The organism is Bacillus sp. FSL R5-0447 (assembly GCF_038606125.1).
GTDB classification, from domain to species: Bacteria; Bacillota; Bacilli; order Bacillales; family Bacillaceae; genus Bacillus; species Bacillus velezensis.
The window spans coordinates 3,577,071-3,594,642 of record NZ_CP152012.1; the positions used below are offsets into that span (position 1 = coordinate 3,577,071).

At 46.5% G+C, this 17,572-nt stretch carries 17 protein-coding genes; 3 read left to right on the top strand and 14 right to left on the bottom strand.

Annotated elements, in window-relative coordinates:
- Positions 1–20: 20 nt before the first annotated feature.
- Both NYE68_RS18140 and opuCA read right to left on the bottom strand, forming a co-directional pair.
- The gene (locus NYE68_RS18140; RefSeq protein WP_003151654.1) at positions 21–674 is read right to left on the bottom strand and encodes an ABC transporter permease; all 654 of its coding nucleotides are present in this window, start codon (positions 672–674) and stop codon (positions 21–23) included.
- A 20-nt stretch (positions 675–694) separates the two neighbouring features.
- Positions 695–1,834 (bottom strand): osmoprotectant ABC transporter ATP-binding protein OpuCA, encoded by a 1,140-nt coding sequence (opuCA, locus tag NYE68_RS18145; RefSeq protein ID WP_083061869.1) that lies wholly within the window; start codon positions 1,832–1,834, stop codon positions 695–697.
- A gap of 260 nt (positions 1,835–2,094) precedes the next feature.
- Here opuCA and NYE68_RS18150 point away from each other — a divergent pair, with 260 nt between their 5' ends.
- Positions 2,095–2,652 (top strand): GbsR/MarR family transcriptional regulator, encoded by a 558-nt coding sequence (locus NYE68_RS18150; RefSeq protein ID WP_014418904.1) that lies wholly within the window; start codon positions 2,095–2,097, stop codon positions 2,650–2,652.
- Between the two features lie 20 nt (positions 2,653–2,672).
- Here the strand turns inward: NYE68_RS18150 and NYE68_RS18155 are convergent, their stop codons facing one another.
- The gene (locus NYE68_RS18155) at positions 2,673–3,305 is read right to left on the bottom strand and encodes an NAAT family transporter (protein WP_015418237.1); all 633 of its coding nucleotides are present in this window, start codon (positions 3,303–3,305) and stop codon (positions 2,673–2,675) included.
- Between the two features lie 437 nt (positions 3,306–3,742).
- Here NYE68_RS18155 and NYE68_RS18160 point away from each other — a divergent pair, with 437 nt between their 5' ends.
- Positions 3,743–4,453 (top strand): hypothetical protein, encoded by a 711-nt coding sequence (locus tag NYE68_RS18160; protein WP_015418238.1) that lies wholly within the window; start codon positions 3,743–3,745, stop codon positions 4,451–4,453.
- 40 nt (positions 4,454–4,493) lie between these two features.
- On the opposite strand, the gene NYE68_RS18165 is transcribed toward NYE68_RS18160, so the two are convergent.
- Entirely contained in the window at positions 4,494–6,284 is a 1,791-nt protein-coding gene (locus NYE68_RS18165; protein ID WP_031378324.1) for a zinc ribbon domain-containing protein, read from the bottom strand.
- A gap of 131 nt (positions 6,285–6,415) precedes the next feature.
- On the opposite strand from NYE68_RS18165, the gene NYE68_RS18170 reads away from it, so the two are divergent.
- Complete coding sequence (locus NYE68_RS18170; RefSeq protein WP_007409969.1) at positions 6,416–6,877, top strand: GNAT family N-acetyltransferase; 462 nt, start codon at positions 6,416–6,418, stop codon at positions 6,875–6,877.
- Positions 6,878–6,920: 43 nt separating this feature from the next.
- Here NYE68_RS18170 and NYE68_RS18175 read toward each other — a convergent pair whose 3' ends face one another.
- From NYE68_RS18175 to NYE68_RS18220, 10 genes are all read right to left on the bottom strand, one after another.
- Positions 6,921–8,156: an MFS transporter gene (locus tag NYE68_RS18175; protein WP_053574062.1), complete on the bottom strand. Its 1,236-nt coding sequence runs from the start codon at positions 8,154–8,156 to the stop codon at positions 6,921–6,923.
- Complete coding sequence (locus NYE68_RS18180) at positions 8,131–9,051, bottom strand: TIM barrel protein (RefSeq protein WP_053574061.1); 921 nt, start codon at positions 9,049–9,051, stop codon at positions 8,131–8,133. The genes NYE68_RS18175 and NYE68_RS18180 overlap by 26 nt, the downstream gene beginning before the upstream one ends.
- A gap of 7 nt (positions 9,052–9,058) precedes the next feature.
- Complete coding sequence (locus NYE68_RS18185; protein WP_053574060.1) at positions 9,059–9,736, bottom strand: PIG-L family deacetylase; 678 nt, start codon at positions 9,734–9,736, stop codon at positions 9,059–9,061.
- Positions 9,699–10,457 carry a WbqC family protein gene (locus NYE68_RS18190; RefSeq protein ID WP_007409964.1) on the bottom strand — a complete coding sequence of 253 codons (759 nt, stop codon included), beginning with the start codon at positions 10,455–10,457 and terminating at the stop codon, positions 9,699–9,701. The genes NYE68_RS18185 and NYE68_RS18190 overlap by 38 nt, the downstream gene beginning before the upstream one ends.
- Entirely contained in the window at positions 10,430–11,311 is an 882-nt protein-coding gene (locus NYE68_RS18195) for a GNAT family N-acetyltransferase (RefSeq protein ID WP_053574059.1), read from the bottom strand. Before NYE68_RS18195 ends, NYE68_RS18190 begins: the two co-directional genes overlap by 28 nt.
- Before the next feature lie 11 nt (positions 11,312–11,322).
- A complete protein-coding gene (locus tag NYE68_RS18200) occupies positions 11,323–12,579 on the bottom strand; it encodes an aminotransferase class V-fold PLP-dependent enzyme (RefSeq protein WP_053574058.1) in 1,257 nt (418 codons plus the stop codon).
- Positions 12,545–13,474: an NAD(P)-dependent oxidoreductase gene (locus NYE68_RS18205; RefSeq protein WP_053574057.1), complete on the bottom strand. Its 930-nt coding sequence runs from the start codon at positions 13,472–13,474 to the stop codon at positions 12,545–12,547. Before NYE68_RS18205 ends, NYE68_RS18200 begins: the two co-directional genes overlap by 35 nt.
- The gene (locus NYE68_RS18210; protein WP_053574056.1) at positions 13,471–14,601 is read right to left on the bottom strand and encodes a DegT/DnrJ/EryC1/StrS family aminotransferase; all 1,131 of its coding nucleotides are present in this window, start codon (positions 14,599–14,601) and stop codon (positions 13,471–13,473) included. Before NYE68_RS18210 ends, NYE68_RS18205 begins: the two co-directional genes overlap by 4 nt.
- 48 nt (positions 14,602–14,649) lie before the next feature.
- Entirely contained in the window at positions 14,650–15,984 is a 1,335-nt protein-coding gene (locus tag NYE68_RS18215; RefSeq protein WP_007409958.1) for a nucleotide sugar dehydrogenase, read from the bottom strand.
- A 266-nt stretch (positions 15,985–16,250) separates the two neighbouring features.
- Positions 16,251–17,531 carry a M20/M25/M40 family metallo-hydrolase gene (locus tag NYE68_RS18220; RefSeq protein WP_324636375.1) on the bottom strand — a complete coding sequence of 427 codons (1,281 nt, stop codon included), beginning with the start codon at positions 17,529–17,531 and terminating at the stop codon, positions 16,251–16,253.
- Positions 17,532–17,572 lie beyond the last annotated feature (41 nt).

Below are 17,572 nucleotides of genomic sequence, written 5' to 3' on the forward strand. Positions count from 1 at the left end.
TTTTCACAACAGCCAACTCCTTATGATACTTCCTTCAGTCCTTTCAGCCCTTTCGGCGTCACCTTCCGTTCCGTCGCCGCCAGCAGATAATCAATGATAATGGCTAAAATGGTGACCGGCACGGCGCCGCCGATAATATATTCAGGCTGATAGAGATTCAGGCCAATAAAAATATAGTCTCCGAGCCCGCCGCCCCCGATAAAGGAAGCAAGCGTCGCCCAGCCGATCAGATAAATGGTGGATGTGCGGATGCCCGCCATGATCACCGGAACCGCAAGCGGCAGTTCCACAAGCCTGATCTGCTCCCAGACCGTCATGCCGATGCCTTTTCCCGATTCCAGCAGATTTTTGTTTACGCCTTGAATGCCGGTATACGTGTTCCGGAGAATCGGCAGCACCGAATAGAAAAACAGCGCGACGATCGCGGGCACCTTTCCCACGCCTAACAGCGGGATAAAAAACGCCAGTATCGCGAGACTCGGCAAGGTCTGCACAATGTTGACGGCGCCGATGACGGCGCCTGCGCCCTTTTTCATTCTCGTCAGCGCCACTCCGAGCGGAACGGCGACGACAATGCCTAATATGACGGCGATAATCGAAATGTATAAATGCTCCCACGTTTTATATAACAGTTCTCCGCCGTTCGTCTGCAAAAACTTAATCATTTCATTCATTGTAAGCGTTCCTCCCCTTGTCAGCCTGTCACCAGCTGGTCTTCCTCGCCCCAGATTGAATCGTAAACGATGTCGACAAGGCTCGCTCTCGTGACAATTCCGACTAAATGCCTTTGTTCATCAACGACGGGTACATATTTCATTCCGCGCTTTAAAATTTTGCGTACGGTATCGCGCAGCAGTGTCCCCTGCTCGACCGTATACAGATCAGAGCGGAGCACGTCGCCGACGAGGCTCGCTTTTTTCCGGTTCTGATCAATGATTTCGACATCCACATATCCTTGCAGCACATTCAGGTCATCAACGACAAGCAGGGAATCGACACGGTGTTCCCGCATCACCTGTATCGCCTGCGAAAGCGTTTTGTCCGCCGTAACGGTGACAGGTTTTTTGTTCATCATCTGCTCGACGCGTTCAATATCCGGTCTTGATTGCAATAACCGTTCTTTGCCGATAAATTCTTCAACAAACTCATTAGCCGGATTCCTGAGGATGTCATCAGGAGTGCCGGCCTGAACGATCTCTCCCGCTTTTAAAATGACGATCCGGTCAGCCAGCTTAATGGCTTCATCCATATCGTGGGTTACAAACACAATCGTTTTATTCAATGTTCTTTGCAGTTTTTTGAATTCTTCCTGAAGGGAATCCCGCGTAATCGGGTCAAGCGCTCCGAACGGTTCATCCATGAGAATAAGAGGCGGTTCCGCTGCCAGGGCGCGCAGCACGCCGATTCTCTGCTGCTGTCCCCCGCTCAGCTCGTGAGGATAGCGGTCTAAATATTCCGGGCCCATATCGACGAGCTTCAAAAGCTCCCGCGCCCGTTCCTTCCGCTTTTGTTCCGGCCATTTCAGCAGTTTCGGCACGAGGGAAATGTTCTGCTGAATGGTCATATGAGGGAAAAGTCCGATCTGCTGAATGACGTAGCCGATTTTCCGTCTCAGCTCCACCGGGTCCTGCTCCATAATGTTTTCGCCATCGATAAAAATCTTTCCGGATGACGGCTCAATCAGTCTGTTAATCATTTTCATCGTCGTCGTTTTTCCGCAGCCGCTCGGCCCGATAAAACAAATAAACTCGCCTTTTTCGATATTTAAATTAATGCTGTTGACAGCTTTTTTTCCGCCTTTATAGACTTTTGATACATTTTCTAATCTCAGCAATCTGCGCACCTCCGAAGGGTTCCGTTATTTTTCTGAAAAGTATAATCTTTATTATAAGATGAAATTTGTAAAATAAAAAGTTTACAATGTGTTGAAATTATATACAATATACGTATTTTTTCATGTTATCCCGCTGACAATGCGGATGTTCTTACAATCGCTCCCGATAGCTCGCATATCCTGCCGCATCATCTTTTTCATCAACTGTAAAAAATATGATATATTGTCAGCATGAAAAGCCAGTGAAGGGATGATCAGCCGTGGAAAAAAACGCTCTTGATATCATCGGGCATGCTGAAGAGCATCTCATTGAGAGAATCGCCGAGAATATGCATACATTCGGAATGCCGGCCACACTGGGACGTGTGCTCGGTATTATTTATATGAACCGCAAGCCGATGACGTTAAATGAGCTGTCAGAGGCGACCGGGATGAGCAAAACGAGGATGAGCCAGGTGGTCCGCGAAATGACCGATGCCAATCTGGCTGAAAAAGTGTTTGAAAAAGGCGTTCGGAAAGACCTTTACGACGTTGAGCGTGATTATTACCAGACGTTTATCTCCCTGTTTACGGCAAATTGGACAAAGGCGGTCAGCAAAAACAAAATGCTCTATAAAAAGCTGAACCGCGAGCTGACTGAGCTTCTGGAATCGGAAAATCTCAGTCCCGATATTGAAGAAAAAGCCCGTCAGCTTTTGGATGAACTGACGGATTGGCTCCATTATTATGACTGGCTGAGCCGTTTGATAGAATTTTTTGAGAGTGAAGAAGTGTTTCAGCATGTGCCGAAAATAGAAAAAAGCAGCACCCGAAGATAACCGGGCGCTGCTTTTTTAAGTCAGGAAACCAATATCGGGAACATGCCTTTCAGACCGGCGCCGATCATGCCGATCGCCACCACCGCCAAAATCAGCCCCATCAGCCGGGTAATGACGTTCATTTCGGTTTTCCCGAGCTTATTGCTGATGAAAGATGAATAGTGAAAGAAGATGAACGTCATCGCGATGACGGCCGCAATGCCGATAAGCACGCTGATGTAATGGAAGATGCCGCCATGGCCGGCTGACAGACTCATCACCGTCGCGATCGTACCGGGTCCGGCGATAATCGGAATCGACAAAGGCGTCACAGATATATCAGCTTTCTCCTTGCTCTCCCCTTTCTCTTCATGATGGAGAGACTGCACATGAGATTTCTTCGCGTTCAGCAGATTATAAGCGATGCCGAAAATAAAAATGCCGCCCGCGATACGTAAGGCATGAATGTTAATGTCAAACAGTTTAAAGATCAGATGGCCGAAGATTAAAAAAGCCGCCAAGATGATAAACGACAGCACGGAAGCCTTGCGCGCGATCGCTGTCCGTTCTTTCTCCGGGTACCCTTCCGTCAGTGAAAGAAAAATCGGCACGTTTCCGATGGGATTGGAGACTGCAAACAGTGAAATGAAGACATGAATGATGAATGAAAACATGCGTACCTCCTTATGACTTGCCATTATTGAGTTATGTTTTGTTCTCCGCTGTTTCTTATGCATGGTTTTTACCCCGGGGGCTGCTTTTTATAACCTCAGCCGGACAATCTGGAAACAGAAAAAACCGTCCTTGTAAGGACGGTTTTTTCTGTTTGCTATCTCCATAAGCCTTTTCCGAATTTCAACAGCCGATAAAGCATTTTCAATTTTTTTAGCATGCGTTAATTTCCTTTTTCACTCTGAATCAATGCGCCGAGAGACATGATATCTATCAGCTCCAATAAAATTCTACCATAAAGGGTACTTTTTCTCTATTATCAATTCATAGAGAAGGTGATTTGTATATCTTTAGAAAACTCCGTTACATCCGTCCTATTTTCTTTTATAATGTAAATATTGAACAAAATCCCTATATTACTTGTAAAAGGAGTTTTAGAATGTATTGTTCTCAATGCGGCCATCATACTGATGGCGGAAAGTTTTGTGAAAAGTGCGGGGCGCCCCAGCCCGGGCAGGGAGGCGCAGGCCAAACGCAAGGCCAGGCCGCTCAGGCCGGCGCCGCGGCTAAGCAGGCTTCAAAGCAATTTGCCTTATTCGTGCTTGATGTGTTAAAGCGACCGTATCAAACATGTAAAACGACAGGCGGCGAACAGCTTGTCAGCAGCATCATCAACATGGTGCTTTTCTGTCTGGTGACGCCGATTATGTTTTATATTCTCCTATCAGACGGCTTTCGTGACATCAGTTTTACCGCGGTTGTGGTCAAACCGGCGCTTACCTTTGCATTATGCGTTTTTTGCCTGTATCTCTTGATTTTTATCGCTTTGAAGGCCGGCGGCGCCCAGGTGTCATTTAAAGATTCGCTGTCCAGATTCGGGGCCTTTTTGATTCCGTTTACAGCTATTTTGCTTCTTGCACTTATTTTTATGCTGCTTCATACAACCGTTTGCTTCACCATTCTGGCTGTCGGTCTTTTAGGAGCGGCGTTTGCCGTGCCTCCGCTCATGCTGGCGAGCTATCAGCATCAGCTCACTACTAAGGCGGATATCATTTATTCTGTTATCGTCATCTATTTGATCATTTGCGTAACATTTCAATTCACGATCAAGCATTATATAAAAGAACTCATGAATTATTTCTTCTTTTAAAAACGGAAACCCCCGCCGCCTGATTGGCGCGGGGGTTTTTTTATTGAATGGATGTTAAATAAATTCTTCCGTCTTTAACAACGCCGCCATACGTCCAATTGTATGATCTGAGCTTCGGACTCCCGCCGGCTTTCGTAATATAAAACTCCTCGTACGTATGAATCGTCAGATGAGAGCCTTTCTGTGAAAAGCTTTTGACATTCACTTCATTAAATACTTCGGTCGTCCCCTCGCTGTGCAGTTTTTTGACCAGTTTCTGCTGATCTGCATACAAAGGGCTTCCCTCTTCTAAATTGCCCGCCATGATGGCAAAATTGTTAAGGCTGACGGCGCTTGATTGATTTGTCAGGTAATCAGTCATAAACGATGTGACTTGCTCGTTTGTCACGCTGCCTGAAGCTGTATTTCCTTTGGAAGATGCCCATGCGGATGTATAGGTTTTCGGCTGGTCGTTTTTTATTTTTTTTACATTTGTCCCAGAAGAATCTGAGGCTGGATCAGCTTTTTCGAAAACCCATTTTTTATGTTTTGTATCATATGAGAGTACATAATGAAAGCTCGGCTCAGCCTCTTCCATATCAGGCTTCGTATTCCCGTCGAAATAAGCAGACTCATGAAGCTCTTTACCCGTAACAGTTACTTGCCAGCGGCCGTTCTCTTGAGAAATCGCAAATGAATCCAGATCAAAGCTTGTCTCTTTATACTGATCCTTCAAAAAGGTGCCGGAACTCTTCATGCCGGATACCACTTCTTTCGTCTGCTCTTTCCAGGCGGAACCAGCCTCGGTCATCTGATCGGTATTTCCGTCTGCCATCGCTTTTGTATACTGCTTCGTTGTTTTGACAATCGTGTCCATGATTGTTTGTTGTGTATCTTGATCCGGGATAAGCGTTAATTCCATATCAGTACCGTTGATCGGAACATCGGCAGTTTTCATTTTTCCCCAAGGAAAATCAGCCTCCACGGCGGCTGTCATGGAACCGTCAGTTAAGAGCGGACCGTATGTAACGGATGTAAACGGATCTTTATGGACGGACTTGCCGTTTATCAGCAGATCGCCTTTCGCGCTTTTGAAGCTGTCTGCCGGAGTGAATGTCACATCCTCGGCATCTAACGGCAGGTCAAACTCAACATTCCGGCTGCCGGCCGCCTCTGCCTCTTGTTTTTTGACAACGTCAACCGTCTCATTTTTAAGCTTGGCTTCCGCCGTGTAGACACCGGGTGCATACGGGCCGAAGATTTGGGTTTCATCGGCTTTTTTGACCGTACCTGTTTTCTCGCTGTTGATATAAAGATCGGCGCCTTTATAATTGCTGGTGACGCGGAAATAAACCGGATCGACTTTCAGTTCGTAATGGTCAAACAAAAGAAGGGTTTTTCCCTCTTTTTTTACGTATACCGCATCTTTTTCTGATGAATTGCCGCGAAGCGCTGCCAGCAGTTCATCGTGTTTCTTTGCGTATGCAAGGAGCGGTTTGACATTGGTCTCATTCAGCTTCAGTTTTTTGTCTGAAGGAGTGAGCAGGGCTGCGAGCTTTTTCGTGTCCCCGTCATGAACCGCCTGTTCGAATTGATCCGTGAGCCTTTTTTCAGATGTCAGCCAGGCTCCGATTTTATATGCGGCAATCAATAAGATCAGCGCTGCGGCAATGCCGCCCCACATGAAGAGCGTTTTTTTAGGGATCGGCTTTCTCATTTGTGAAGCAGGTTCAGCCGCTTTTACAGCCGCCTGCCGCTCCAGCCGGCTTCCTTTCCCGATCGGTTTTCCGCATTCTTTACAGAAATGCGCTTCTTCATTGTTCTGCTGGCCGCAATGCTTACAAAAAAACATGACTTTCCTCCTATTCAATCTGCAAAACTTGTATAACTTTTCCTATGTTTCATATTTTATAATAAAGTAGAATGATTTTGGAGTTATTTTCAAAAATAGCTGTCGATCATAACGGAGGAGGAGAAACGGACATGCAAAAACTGAGCATCCGAAAAGCCGCGGAGCCGGATGAAGCGCTGTATGAACTATTGCTGCTGGCCGATCCGTCGAAAGAGATTGTCGATGATTATCTTGTAAGAGGAGAATGCTATACGGCCTGGACGTCAGACGAGCTTGCAGGGGTTTACGTTTTATTGCAAACAAGGCCTAAAACGATAGAAATCGTAAACATCGCGGTAAAAGAATCGCTGCAGAACAGGGGATTCGGAAAACAGCTGGTGCGGGATGCCATTGAAAAAGCGAGACAATCGGGGGCTGACACGATTGAAATCGGCACCGGAAATTCCAGTATTCATCAGCTGTCACTCTATCAAAAATGCGGATTCCGCATTCAGGCTGTCGACCATGATTTTTTTATCAGACATTATGATGAAGACATTTTTGAAAACGGCATTCAATGCCGGGATATGATACGGCTTTATTTGGATTTATGATAAAAAGGGCGCCGGCTGACATCGGCGCCCCTTCGTTTACCATTCAGACGGATTGATCCGCTTGTTTCTCTGTATTTCTTTGACTTCCTTGTCTGACTGAAAAAACAGCAAAAACGATCGTAAGGGTCAGTCCGACCGCCGCAAAAATATAATCCGCATTCATCAACAGCAGAAGCCCTGTGTAGACAGCGGCCGACAGCGGTTCACCCATTTTGACAATGGAAAAAATCAGTGCAAAGACCCTTCCGAAATATGCGGCCGGAACCGTCTTTTGGAAATACAGCACCGTTTGCACATCAATATACGAGATGATGATGCCAAGCACCAGGAAGATGATGCACTCAAACCCATGAAGGGGAAAAAACAGGAGCATAATGAGCAGTCCCGCTGCCGTTAACGTCCGCGGGTACAGCCGGTTCAAGCGTTTTGTATTCCATTTGAAAAATACGGCCAGATTGCCCAAAAGCATCCCCGCCTGAAACATAGAATACATGACGGCAAACCATACAGAATAGTTCTGCTGAAAACGCTCCACAGCAAGAATCGGCCCCATTACTGAAATAAGGCCGGCAATGACGAGATTTACGACGAAAAAGTATCCGACCGATGTCAGCCATGCCGCATTTCCTTTCAGCATTCTGTAACCGGCTTTTACATCTTCAGTTCCGTTGCTTTTTTCATTGGGCTGTTCTGAAATACGAATAAACGCGATAAATGCCGCAGAGATCAAAAAAGCAGTTCCGTTTATGGCAAACAGCAGCCCGAACGGAATAGCCGCAATCATGATCCCGCTGATCAATTTTCCGACGATGAGTCCGATCAAGTCACTCGTATTGATCAGAGATGTCGCCTGATCAAGATGCTGTTTGCGGACGAGCAACGGAATGATCGCGACTTTCGCCGGCGCAAACAGCATCGATTGCAGAGATAGACAAAAGGCGCACACCCCGGCTATCCACACGGTTAATAAATCGTTCGCGCTGAGCACCGCCAAGAGGATCATGATGACGGCCCGGCCCGTATTGCACAAATACAAGATCGACTTTTTTCGGAATAAATCAATCAGCGGCCCCGCCAGCACGCCAAATGTCAACGGCACGAGTTCGATAAAAGAAATAACGCCGACTAGAATTTTGCTGCCGGTCAATTCTAACACTAACAGCGGCAAAGCAATGAGCCAGACCCCATCCGCTGCTGAAGAAAACACCTGTGCACACCAAAGCTTTGCATAGTTCGGTGTTCGATATGTCATATCAGGCCCTTTTTTGATCCTCGTCATCAGAAACACCGCCGAACCATTCCAGCGTTCTCCATGATTCCCGTCTTTCCGTATAATCCTCTTCCATCACCTCAAATACAATGCCGGTATCTTGATTCCGATAAAGCTCCTGCAAAGTATCGGCAGCCCGTCTCAGCAGCTCCTCAGCGATCGTCCCTTCACTCGGATGGCGGCCCTCAAAACAGCGGACGCCCCCATGCGGGAACGCAAGCTGGCGAAATGAGCTGAAGTGATAATGCTTAATGCTCTCTTTTATCGACAGAAACTGAAAGAAATCGGGATATTTCAGCTGATCATTTCTGAACATAAGCGCGGAAGATAAGTGAGTCTGATAGGTAATCGCCCAGTGGCACAGATCCCACGTAATACCGACATGCTTCAGATCCAGCTGCACCAGCTCTGTAAAATCCTCAGGATAAATGAAAATCGGATCAAAATCCTCTCCCAGATTCCCGATGATCGGAAGGTTTTCCACACCGATCCAAATGTCTGTCCCTTTCAGCCGCTCATCAAACTCCGCGAAAAACTCAACGATTTTTTTACGGTTTCCTTCCAGGTCATAGACTTGAAATTCCTCAACCGTCATAAATTGATTCGCATGAACGGTTATGCCTTTGGCACCGTATTTCACAGCGAGCTCCGCAAAGTGATAAAGCTGTTTTTTGATGTGATCTTCATGCACATAATCGGCATGATCTGTCGGGAAATGCAGCGTCAATAATGAAGGATCAAGCTGTTTCGCATATTCCAGCGTCTGATTAAATGTTTTGAGATAATCCGCTTCCGCAAAGGAATGGCCGTCAAAAATATTCGCTTCCAGACCGTATCCCGCTTCCACCCATTTCTCATCGATTTGCTTCGGATCAAGTCCGAAAAACGGAATTTGAGCAATCATAGGACAGTCACCATGTTCCTCTCACAAGCATAAACGCTTCCGCAGCCGAAAAACCCGCTTTTGCTCCCCACACACGGGCATTATGTTCGATCGCCTGCAAAGAGCGGGGATGAGGGAAGTCTCTGAGCTCGGAACCGTAACACGCCATCGATTTCAATTTCGTTTCAAGCTCGTCTTCAATATTAACGAAGAAATTGGCATGAAACTGATCCTTCTGACAGTAATTCCATTCCGTCGAAGACAATGTTTCATAGGCAAAAACCCGTTTTACCGTATGACCGGGAAGCGGACGGGTTGCCGTCATGACCGCTCTGAATACGACAGAGTGGTCAATATTAATGTCACCGCCGTACTGGGTATACACAATGTCAGGCTGAAAACGATTGATTTGTTTCTCCGCTTCCTTCACGACATCCAGCAAATCCATTGAATCCATTCTGTTATCAGGAAGGTTCAGCCTGACAAAATCATGGATGCCCAAAGTGCTGAGCGCCTGCTCCGTTTCTTGATTAGAATGCTCCATAACGGAATCTTCAGGCTTTTTGTAATCCGTTTTTCTTGATGACTTGCCTTCCGCCATAATGACTGCCGACACGCTGTCACCTTGGCGGACATGTTTGGCGAGCGTGCCGCCGACGCCGATAATTTCATCGTCGGGATGCGCTGCAAATACCATTACTTTCATCATATTGCCCTCCTTTAACTAACATTTCAGCTGTATCCGCTCCGCAGTTCATCAGCATATCGAGCATGGAGAGGTGAGGGATATGCTCCCCGAATAATTGAGGATAGCCAAAATGTCGGATCTGCTGATACTCAATGACAATTCCGTTTCTTTCAAAATCGCTTTCTATTAAATAGTCGGAACCCTGACTGCCTGAATAATAACGGTCCGCCCCCAGCTCCTGACAAAGCGCTAAAACAAAATCGCTTTTTTTCTCCTTCCGGCATTCAAGCTCAGAGACATAACAGAGCGGCGTTTCAATTCGGAGCTCTTTTCGGAAAAATTCAATGATGTGCATATTCAAATCATGGAGATATTCCCACTCCCGCTGATAGACATCTTGAAAAAAATGCTGGTATCGCTCAAAATAGGGAGCTTTCGCATAGTTCATCTTAATCGCCATCCAATGTTTTTTCCGCCAATCCTGTGTCTGGTCGATTTTCATATGCCGAAGCTCTATGTCTTTATATTGTTTCATCTGCAAAGGCACTGTCAGCCATCTGGGGCCTTGCGGCGTTTTGATTCTGTTGCGGTTGAGAAATCCTTTTTTCTCAAATTGAGCTGTGTCATGAATGGCAAACAGATCCGACTTATACATTTTTTCAAAAAAACCGTACCACGGCAGATAACTGGATTGATGGCCGCTTATTGTTTTCATTCCGGTTTCGTAAAAAGTCGGCATTGTTTTTCTTCAGCTCCCCAATATCGTTTCGGTCTCGCGATTTCTTTACTGTGTGAATAGCCAAAATCAGCCCATTGAAGCTTGCGGCAAATGGCGAATTGCAGGGCGTCACGCATCAATAAGTAAGAGGCCTGCGCTTTTTTTCCCGCCAGGCTGTTTACATTCTGCCAATAATAGAAATGAGAGCGGTCATAGAGAAAAATACTGCTGCTGATCAGCGTCTCATCCTGATATGCTCCGATCCAAAACATTCGGTCCGCAAACGTGTCAAGCAGCTTTTGGAAAAAGCCCTGGCTCAGCACATAAGCCGCGCCGATTGACGCTGTATGCTCTTTGTAGAGGTCATAAAACGCGCTAAGTTCTTTTCGCCCGATCAGCCGGGTGACAATATTCTCTTTTTCAGCGTATCTGACTGCCGTCCGGGCTTTTCCGGAAATACCCGTCCAAAGCTCGTCAAACGTGTCCGGAAGCGAAAGAATCCGTGTCGCCTTTTCCGTCCATCCTTCCCTGATTTCTTCTGTAAAAGAAGTCTGACCGTACGGCAGCAGCATCCGGGATATGTTCCGGCCGAATATGGCCTGGATTTCACTTTGAAGCCATTCAAATGAGATGGGGCGATCTGAAATAACGCCGCCGTATCCGATCATATTGCCGGATAATACGCCCTTCTGTTCAAAAAGCGGAAGATAGATGACTTGTCCTCCGTCCGTTGTCAGTCTGACAGGGTGAAATGACGTGCCGGGAAGCTCTTCCATGAGGATTCCCCAATCATAGCTTTGAAACAATCCCGCCTGATACATGTCAGCGGCCCGATCCCATGCCTGGCGGGTCGTGCATACTGCTGTTTTTTGCATAGTTATCACCACTATTCAGTCTTATTCTGTTGCTCACAATATGATAAAACGGATTCGGCTATATATCTGACTTGCTCCTTTTGAAGAGGAGGTTTAAACGGCAGGGAAAGAACTCTCTTCCAAAGCGGGTCTTCCCCGCCTTCCCCCGCGTATGTTTCATAAATCGGAATACGTCCGAGGGGAAGATAGTTCCAGCATGTTTGGATGCCTCTTTCGGCTAAATAAACGGAACACCCGTACCGCTCTTCATCCCGGGGAAATACAACCGTTAAATAATTCAGATGTTCTCCTTCTTGGGGCTGGATCATTCTTATGCCGTTTGTTTCTCCCGCCTTTGCAAAGATTTCTCCCGCCGTCTGTAAGTTTCGGAGCGAAGCTGTTACAAGCTGATCCATACGTGAAAGCTGATCATCAATAATGGCTTCCCTTGCCGGATGCATGCGAAGCACGGGTACAACAGCCGGTTTATCCGGCAGAGTTTCGAGCTTTGTGGCTTTCATGGAAGGCATGGCGCCCGCTTTTCTAAACATATATGAAATAGGATGATGCCGTTTCCGTTTCATTACAGCTTGGATTCTTTGATTTCTGATATAGATTCGATAGTCAGCTGCCACTTGGCTGCGCTGTTCCATCGGGAGATTTGCTTTTTGCCGAAGCCATTCTTTCGGCGCGATTAACGCGCCGCCTCCGATACTCGCAAGCGGCTTTGAGGGGCCGAAGCTTAAAATGCCGAAATCGCCCAAACCGCCGGCAAATGTATCCGCTTGTTTTGTAAACATGGCTTGAGCGGCATCATCAATGACAGCAATTCCGTTTTCCTTCGCCCAGTCAATGATAGCGGTATTTTCTCTCCGGCCGTATACATGCGTGAGGATAACCGCACACGTCTGCCTTGTCACTTTTTTTTTGACATCCTCAAAAGATAAGGATAGATGCTCATCCAGCTGCGCAAACACAGGCGTCGCACCGGATTGCAGTACGGCATCAATGACATTCGGGCAGCTGAAGGATGAGAAAATCACTTCTTTCCCCGGCCCGGCCCCCGAATAAGTTAATGCGAGCACCAGTGCCGCACTGCCGCTGGATGTCAGCACAACCCCTTTTCCGTAACGTTTTTCCAGTTTTTCAGTCAGTCCGCTTTGTCCGGCAGTAAGCAAGTGTTTCACTGCGCGCAGACGGCCGCTGACGGAAAACTGTCCGGGATAAACGGGATATTTGACCACTTCCGGGTTTTTAGGAAAGTGAAAGTTTGTGCTTTTGTCTTTCATCTTTTATGATCTCCAGGCCTTCATTCAGACTTACTTTCGGAGCGTAACCGAGCAAACGTTTCGCCTTCTCGATTGACGGCGCCCGTTTAAAAATCTCGATGTCTTTTCCCCTCACGCCGTCTTCGCCCAGCTTTTTAAACAGATAGTTATCCTTCTCTCTGCCTGAGAGCACATTGACTTTTTCAGCCAGTTCTTTTATCGTGATCGGCTGGTCGTTCCCGATATTGAAGTCTTCAAAGACGGCTCCTTCATGAATGAGAGCGAGATAAGTTCCGGTGACGATATCACTGATGTAGCTGAAGCAGCGTATTTGTCCGCCGTCCCCGTAAAGAGGCAGCTCAGAGCCATTCTCGGCCAGGCTGAAAAACTTGTTGATGACAAAATCCTCGCGCTGTTTCGGCCCGTATACATTAAAATACCGGACGACCCGAATATGAAGTTCGTCGGAAGCCTGTTCTCTCAAATATTCCTCTGATTGCAGTTTGGCTTTTCCGTAAGCCGATTTCGGAAGCTTTCTGCTTGTCTCGGTATAAGGAAAATCCGGTGAATCTCCGAACACTTCTGAACTCGATGAGAAAAGAAGTGTGCTGATTCCCAATTCACCGCATACCTCGGTGACGTTTTTCGTTCCTTCAAAATTGACCCGTATGACGTCTTCTTCATTGCTTCGGCAGCTGTCTACTCCGACCATTGCCGCCAAATGGACAACCGCATCCGCTCCCCGCAGTGATTCGCGGAGGGACGACCGGTCAAGAATATCCGTTTGGCGGTATTCAGTGTCAAAAGCCGGCTCCTTTTGATCTGCAATGATGGTGTGATAACCTTTATCCTGTAATAATGCCGCCAGTTCGCTTCCGATAAAACCGGCTCCTCCGATAATCGCAATATGTTTCATGATCCTACCTCCTGGCTGATAGTCAAAACTTCTTTTATAGACTTGACAATATAGCTGCAATCCTCATCTGATAACTGGCTGTAAAGAGGCAGTGACACGATCTCCCGGAAAACACGTTCAGTTACCGGAAGCTCGGCAGGAAAATGTTTTTTATAGTAAGGATGCAAATGCACGGGAATAAAGTGCACGCTCAGCCCGATTTGTTTTTCTTTCATTTTCTCAATAAACAGATCTCTGTCCATACCGCCGTTTTCTCGAATGCGCAAAATAAATAAATGCCATGAGTGCGTTATGCCGCTTGGAATGTCAGAAAGCGGAAGCGCCGCTTTGTCAGATTGACCTGACAGTTCACGTACATAAAATTGAGCGATCTGTTCCCGTTTTTCTTGAATGTCGTTTGAGCGCTTCAATTGAACCAGACCGAGCGCGGCCTGAATATCCGTCATATTATATTTAAAGCCCGGCAGTAAAACGTCGTATCTCCAGCTGCCTTTTTCACCGTACCGGTTCCAGGCATTTTTTGTGATGCCGTGCCATCCGTACAGCCTCGCTCTTTCTGCGGCCTGTTCGTCTTTCATGACGAGGGCTCCGCCTTCCCCCGTTGTAATATTTTTGGTGGCATAAAAGCTGAAGCACACGGCATCGCCGTGAGTGCCGATCATGCTTCCATTATATTTTGTACCGAGCGCATGAGCGGCGTCTTCAATCAGATACAATCCGTTTTCTTTACAAATGGATTGCAAGTTTTCCAGATCAGCCGGATAGCCGGCAAAATGAACCGCAATTACCGCTTTTGTGCGCGGCGTTATTTTCTTCCTGACATCTTCGGGATCGGCACATAGACTTTTCTCGCATATATCCGCAAACACCGGAACGGCTCCGGCGTGCAGAATGACATTGACACTGGAACAGAACGTGAAGCTCGGCACGATGACTTCATCGCCTTCTCCCACACCGAGCGCCAATAAAGCCATATGTAATGCAGCGGTGCCTGAATTACAGCTGATGACGTGTTCGGCTCCTATACATTCTCCCAGCTTTTTTTCAAAATCGATTACCTTCGGGCCTTTCGAAATCCAGCCCGATTGAATCGTTTCGGTTACGCTTGCGATTTCTTCGTTTGTCATATCAGGTCTGTGAAAAGAGATAAATCGATTACTAATGACGGTTCCCTCCTATAAAGTGACAACTCTGCAATTGTCGGCTGATTTTTCCTTGCATACATTTCTTGTGTCAAAGATAATCGGTGAGGCATCCTTCAAAATACTGTAGTCGATGACATCGTGATCTGTATGAATGATGATGACGTCGTACTGATTGATTTGTTCTTTTGTGAAAGGGACAGATTGTTTGCAGCTTCCGTCATTCAAGCGGATCTCGCTGATAAACGGATCATGATAATCAATCGCGCATCCCTTGTCCATCAATTCTTCCATTATCGTAAACACTGAGGATTCACGCGGGTCATTTGTATTTTTTTTATAAGCGGCCCCTATTATTAAGATGCTGCATTTGTCTTTGCCCGCCAGTTTCAAAGCATAGTCAGAGACAGAAATCGGCATGTTGGAATTGATTTCGTCCGCGAGATCAATTAATTTTGTCTGCAGCCCTTTTTCATTCGCGATCCATTTGAAGTAAAAAGGATCAATCGGGATACAATGGCCTCCGACTCCGGGGCCCGGGATAAATTTTTGAAAGCCGAACGGCTTCGTGTCCGCCGCGCAGATGACTTCCCATATATCAATATCAAGTTCACGGCAATTAAGCGCCATTTCATTGATAAGAGCTATATTGACATAACGATAAGTATTCTCTAGGAGTTTAGCTGTTTCAGCTACTTCGGGTGAGGTGACCGGGTGAATGCTTGTAACAATGGTGCTGTAAAACGCTGAGGCAAGTTCTGTGCAAGTCTGTGTGGTTCCGCCGACTACTTTAGGAATATCTGAAACTTCATATTGCCTGTTGCCCGGATCGATTCTTTCCGGAGAATAAGCCGTAAAAAAGTCTGTTCCTATTTTCATGCCGCGGCTTGATGCCATTCTGTCGGCAATCTTTTTTTTCGTTGTTCCGGGATAGGTGGTGCTTTCTAAAATTAAAAGCTGATGCTGCCTTCCATAAGCAATCATGCTGTCAACTGCACTGTCGATGTAGGTTAAATCGGGGATCTTGTCTTTTTTGTTCAGGGGTGTCGGCACACATATCACAATGATGTCGCATTTTTGGATGAGCGACATGTCGGCGCTGATTTGAAAGCGTTTTGTTTGTAAAGCCGAGTTCAGTCTGTCGTCCTCTATATCTTGAATATGGCTGCTTCCGGCGGCTAACAAGGAAACCTTTTCACTGTTTTTGTCGAATCCGATAACATTGTATCCTTTATCGACGCATTCCAGCGCAAGAGGGAATCCCACATATCCCATGCCTAACACGCCTACAATCGCCTGCTTCGTTTCAATCAGATGTAACAGCCGTTTTTGACCGAGGTTGCTGGCTTCTTTTGTGACAGTATTCATTTTTCGCCCCCTAATAGATAGAAAAGAGTATTGTTTTTTACAATTTAAAACAAATATCGATCGATATCGCAATTATAACAAAAGTTAAAATTTGATAAATGAGTTTTACATCCTTTTATAAATTAGGTATTATCTATTTATTTTTCTTTTATTTGTAAAATAAAATCCTGTCAAATGGTATGTATCTGGTAACGAGTGAGAAAATCTCCCTTAATTGAGAGAATATACAGAAAACAATATAAAAAAACAGGCCGAAGCCTGTTTTTTTATTCTTTCACTGCCTCAGTTACAGCCGCGGAAACGAGTGATCCCGCTTTCTCTAATCGTTCTTTGCTGATGTGTTTCATATTATCATTTTCGGTGTGATACCAGGGCCCCGGCTTCTGTGTATCGGGGCTGAGCCAAATCCAGTTAGCCGACGGAATCCCCGCTTCATAAAAAGAGACATGGTCTGAGTAACCGAGCTGAATCAGATTTGGCTTGACCAACCGGGATTTTTCAGCGGCTTTTTCAGCATACCGGACGCTCGGGTTTTCCTTGCCGTCAGGAGTCGTGACACACATTTGACTCGCTTCTTCCCAGTCAGTCGCAATCATATCGGCATTAAAATTGGCTTGGCTGTGCTTTCTTTCATTGTTCGTGAGTGTACTGACGTAATAAGATGAACCCGCAGACCATAATTCTTCTGCACCGAACAGGATAAAGCGGATCTCTTTGTCTTTCGGTATGTGTTTGAGTTGCTTGCTGATTTCCAGAACGGCAGATGTGCCTGAGGCGTTATCATCCGCTCCGGGTGCGCCTTTTACGCTGTCATAATGCGCTGTGACATAAATAATATCAGCATCAGAAGAGTTGGCCTGTGCCGCTTTGCGCGTTCCTATAATATTTTGTGAGGTGCGGTTTTTATAGTTTTTAAATTGAATGACTGCCTGCTTTTCCTTCAGCAATGCTTCACCGTCTTCTTTTTTCATACCCGCCGCCGGTATCGTGATTCCTTTATCGGTATGCGGACGGACGGCGAGCGGTTTTGTTGTCTGATTATAAATAATGACTGCTTTGGCTCCCGCTTGTTCGGCATGTTTGATCTTTTGAGAAACGGGGATCTTTCCTTCGCGTATCACTGCAATCTTTCCTTTGGCTCCTGTTACGTCATCGCGTGATCCGCAGCCGCCGTCAAAAATCCCTCCCTCAATTCTCAGCTCTTTTTCAACAGCGGATTGATCAGCGGAGCGGAGCGGAAATTCATGATCTCCCGCTGTGACTGAACCTGAAAAGTACTTTTTCAATGGAAATGACTGTACTTTGACACTGGCGCCCTGAGCCCGCAGGCGATTCGATATGTATTCAGCCGCTTCCTTTTCTTTCGCAGTTCCGGTTTCCCGCGGTCCGATGGTTTCACTCAGATCATGCATCGTGTCCAATGCCTCATCAGCATCAAAAACCGGCGCGGTCACGGCTGAATAAGCATGAGTTTCGGACAGCGGCCCGGCAGACGCGCCCCATATGACGCTTGCTGCCACCGCGGCTGACATAAATGAAAATTTCATCATAATCCCTCCTCTTATTAACACCTCTTCCCTTTCGATTG

Coding starts and splice junctions, on each gene's coding strand:
- NYE68_RS18140 (WP_003151654.1), bottom strand. CDS start 674: ATGAATGAAATGATTAAGTTTTTGCAGACGAACGGCGGAGAACTGTTA.
- NYE68_RS18155 (WP_015418237.1), bottom strand. CDS start 3,305: ATGTTTTCATTCATCATTCATGTCTTCATTTCACTGTTTGCAGTCTCC.
- NYE68_RS18160 (WP_015418238.1), top strand. CDS start 3,743: ATGTATTGTTCTCAATGCGGCCATCATACTGATGGCGGAAAGTTTTGT.
- NYE68_RS18165 (WP_031378324.1), bottom strand. CDS start 6,284: ATGTTTTTTTGTAAGCATTGCGGCCAGCAGAACAATGAAGAAGCGCAT.
- NYE68_RS18170 (WP_007409969.1), top strand. CDS start 6,416: ATGCAAAAACTGAGCATCCGAAAAGCCGCGGAGCCGGATGAAGCGCTG.
- NYE68_RS18175 (WP_053574062.1), bottom strand. CDS start 8,156: ATGACGAGGATCAAAAAAGGGCCTGATATGACATATCGAACACCGAAC.
- NYE68_RS18180 (WP_053574061.1), bottom strand. CDS start 9,051: ATGATTGCTCAAATTCCGTTTTTCGGACTTGATCCGAAGCAAATCGAT.
- NYE68_RS18185 (WP_053574060.1), bottom strand. CDS start 9,736: ATGAAAGTAATGGTATTTGCAGCGCATCCCGACGATGAAATTATCGGC.
- NYE68_RS18190 (WP_007409964.1), bottom strand. CDS start 10,457: ATGCCGACTTTTTACGAAACCGGAATGAAAACAATAAGCGGCCATCAA.
- NYE68_RS18195 (WP_053574059.1), bottom strand. CDS start 11,311: ATGCAAAAAACAGCAGTATGCACGACCCGCCAGGCATGGGATCGGGCC.
- NYE68_RS18200 (WP_053574058.1), bottom strand. CDS start 12,579: ATGAAAGACAAAAGCACAAACTTTCACTTTCCTAAAAACCCGGAAGTG.
- NYE68_RS18205 (WP_053574057.1), bottom strand. CDS start 13,474: ATGAAACATATTGCGATTATCGGAGGAGCCGGTTTTATCGGAAGCGAA.
- NYE68_RS18210 (WP_053574056.1), bottom strand. CDS start 14,601: ATGACAAACGAAGAAATCGCAAGCGTAACCGAAACGATTCAATCGGGC.
- NYE68_RS18215 (WP_007409958.1), bottom strand. CDS start 15,984: ATGAATACTGTCACAAAAGAAGCCAGCAACCTCGGTCAAAAACGGCTG.
- NYE68_RS18220 (WP_324636375.1), bottom strand. CDS start 17,531: ATGAAATTTTCATTTATGTCAGCCGCGGTGGCAGCAAGCGTCATATGG.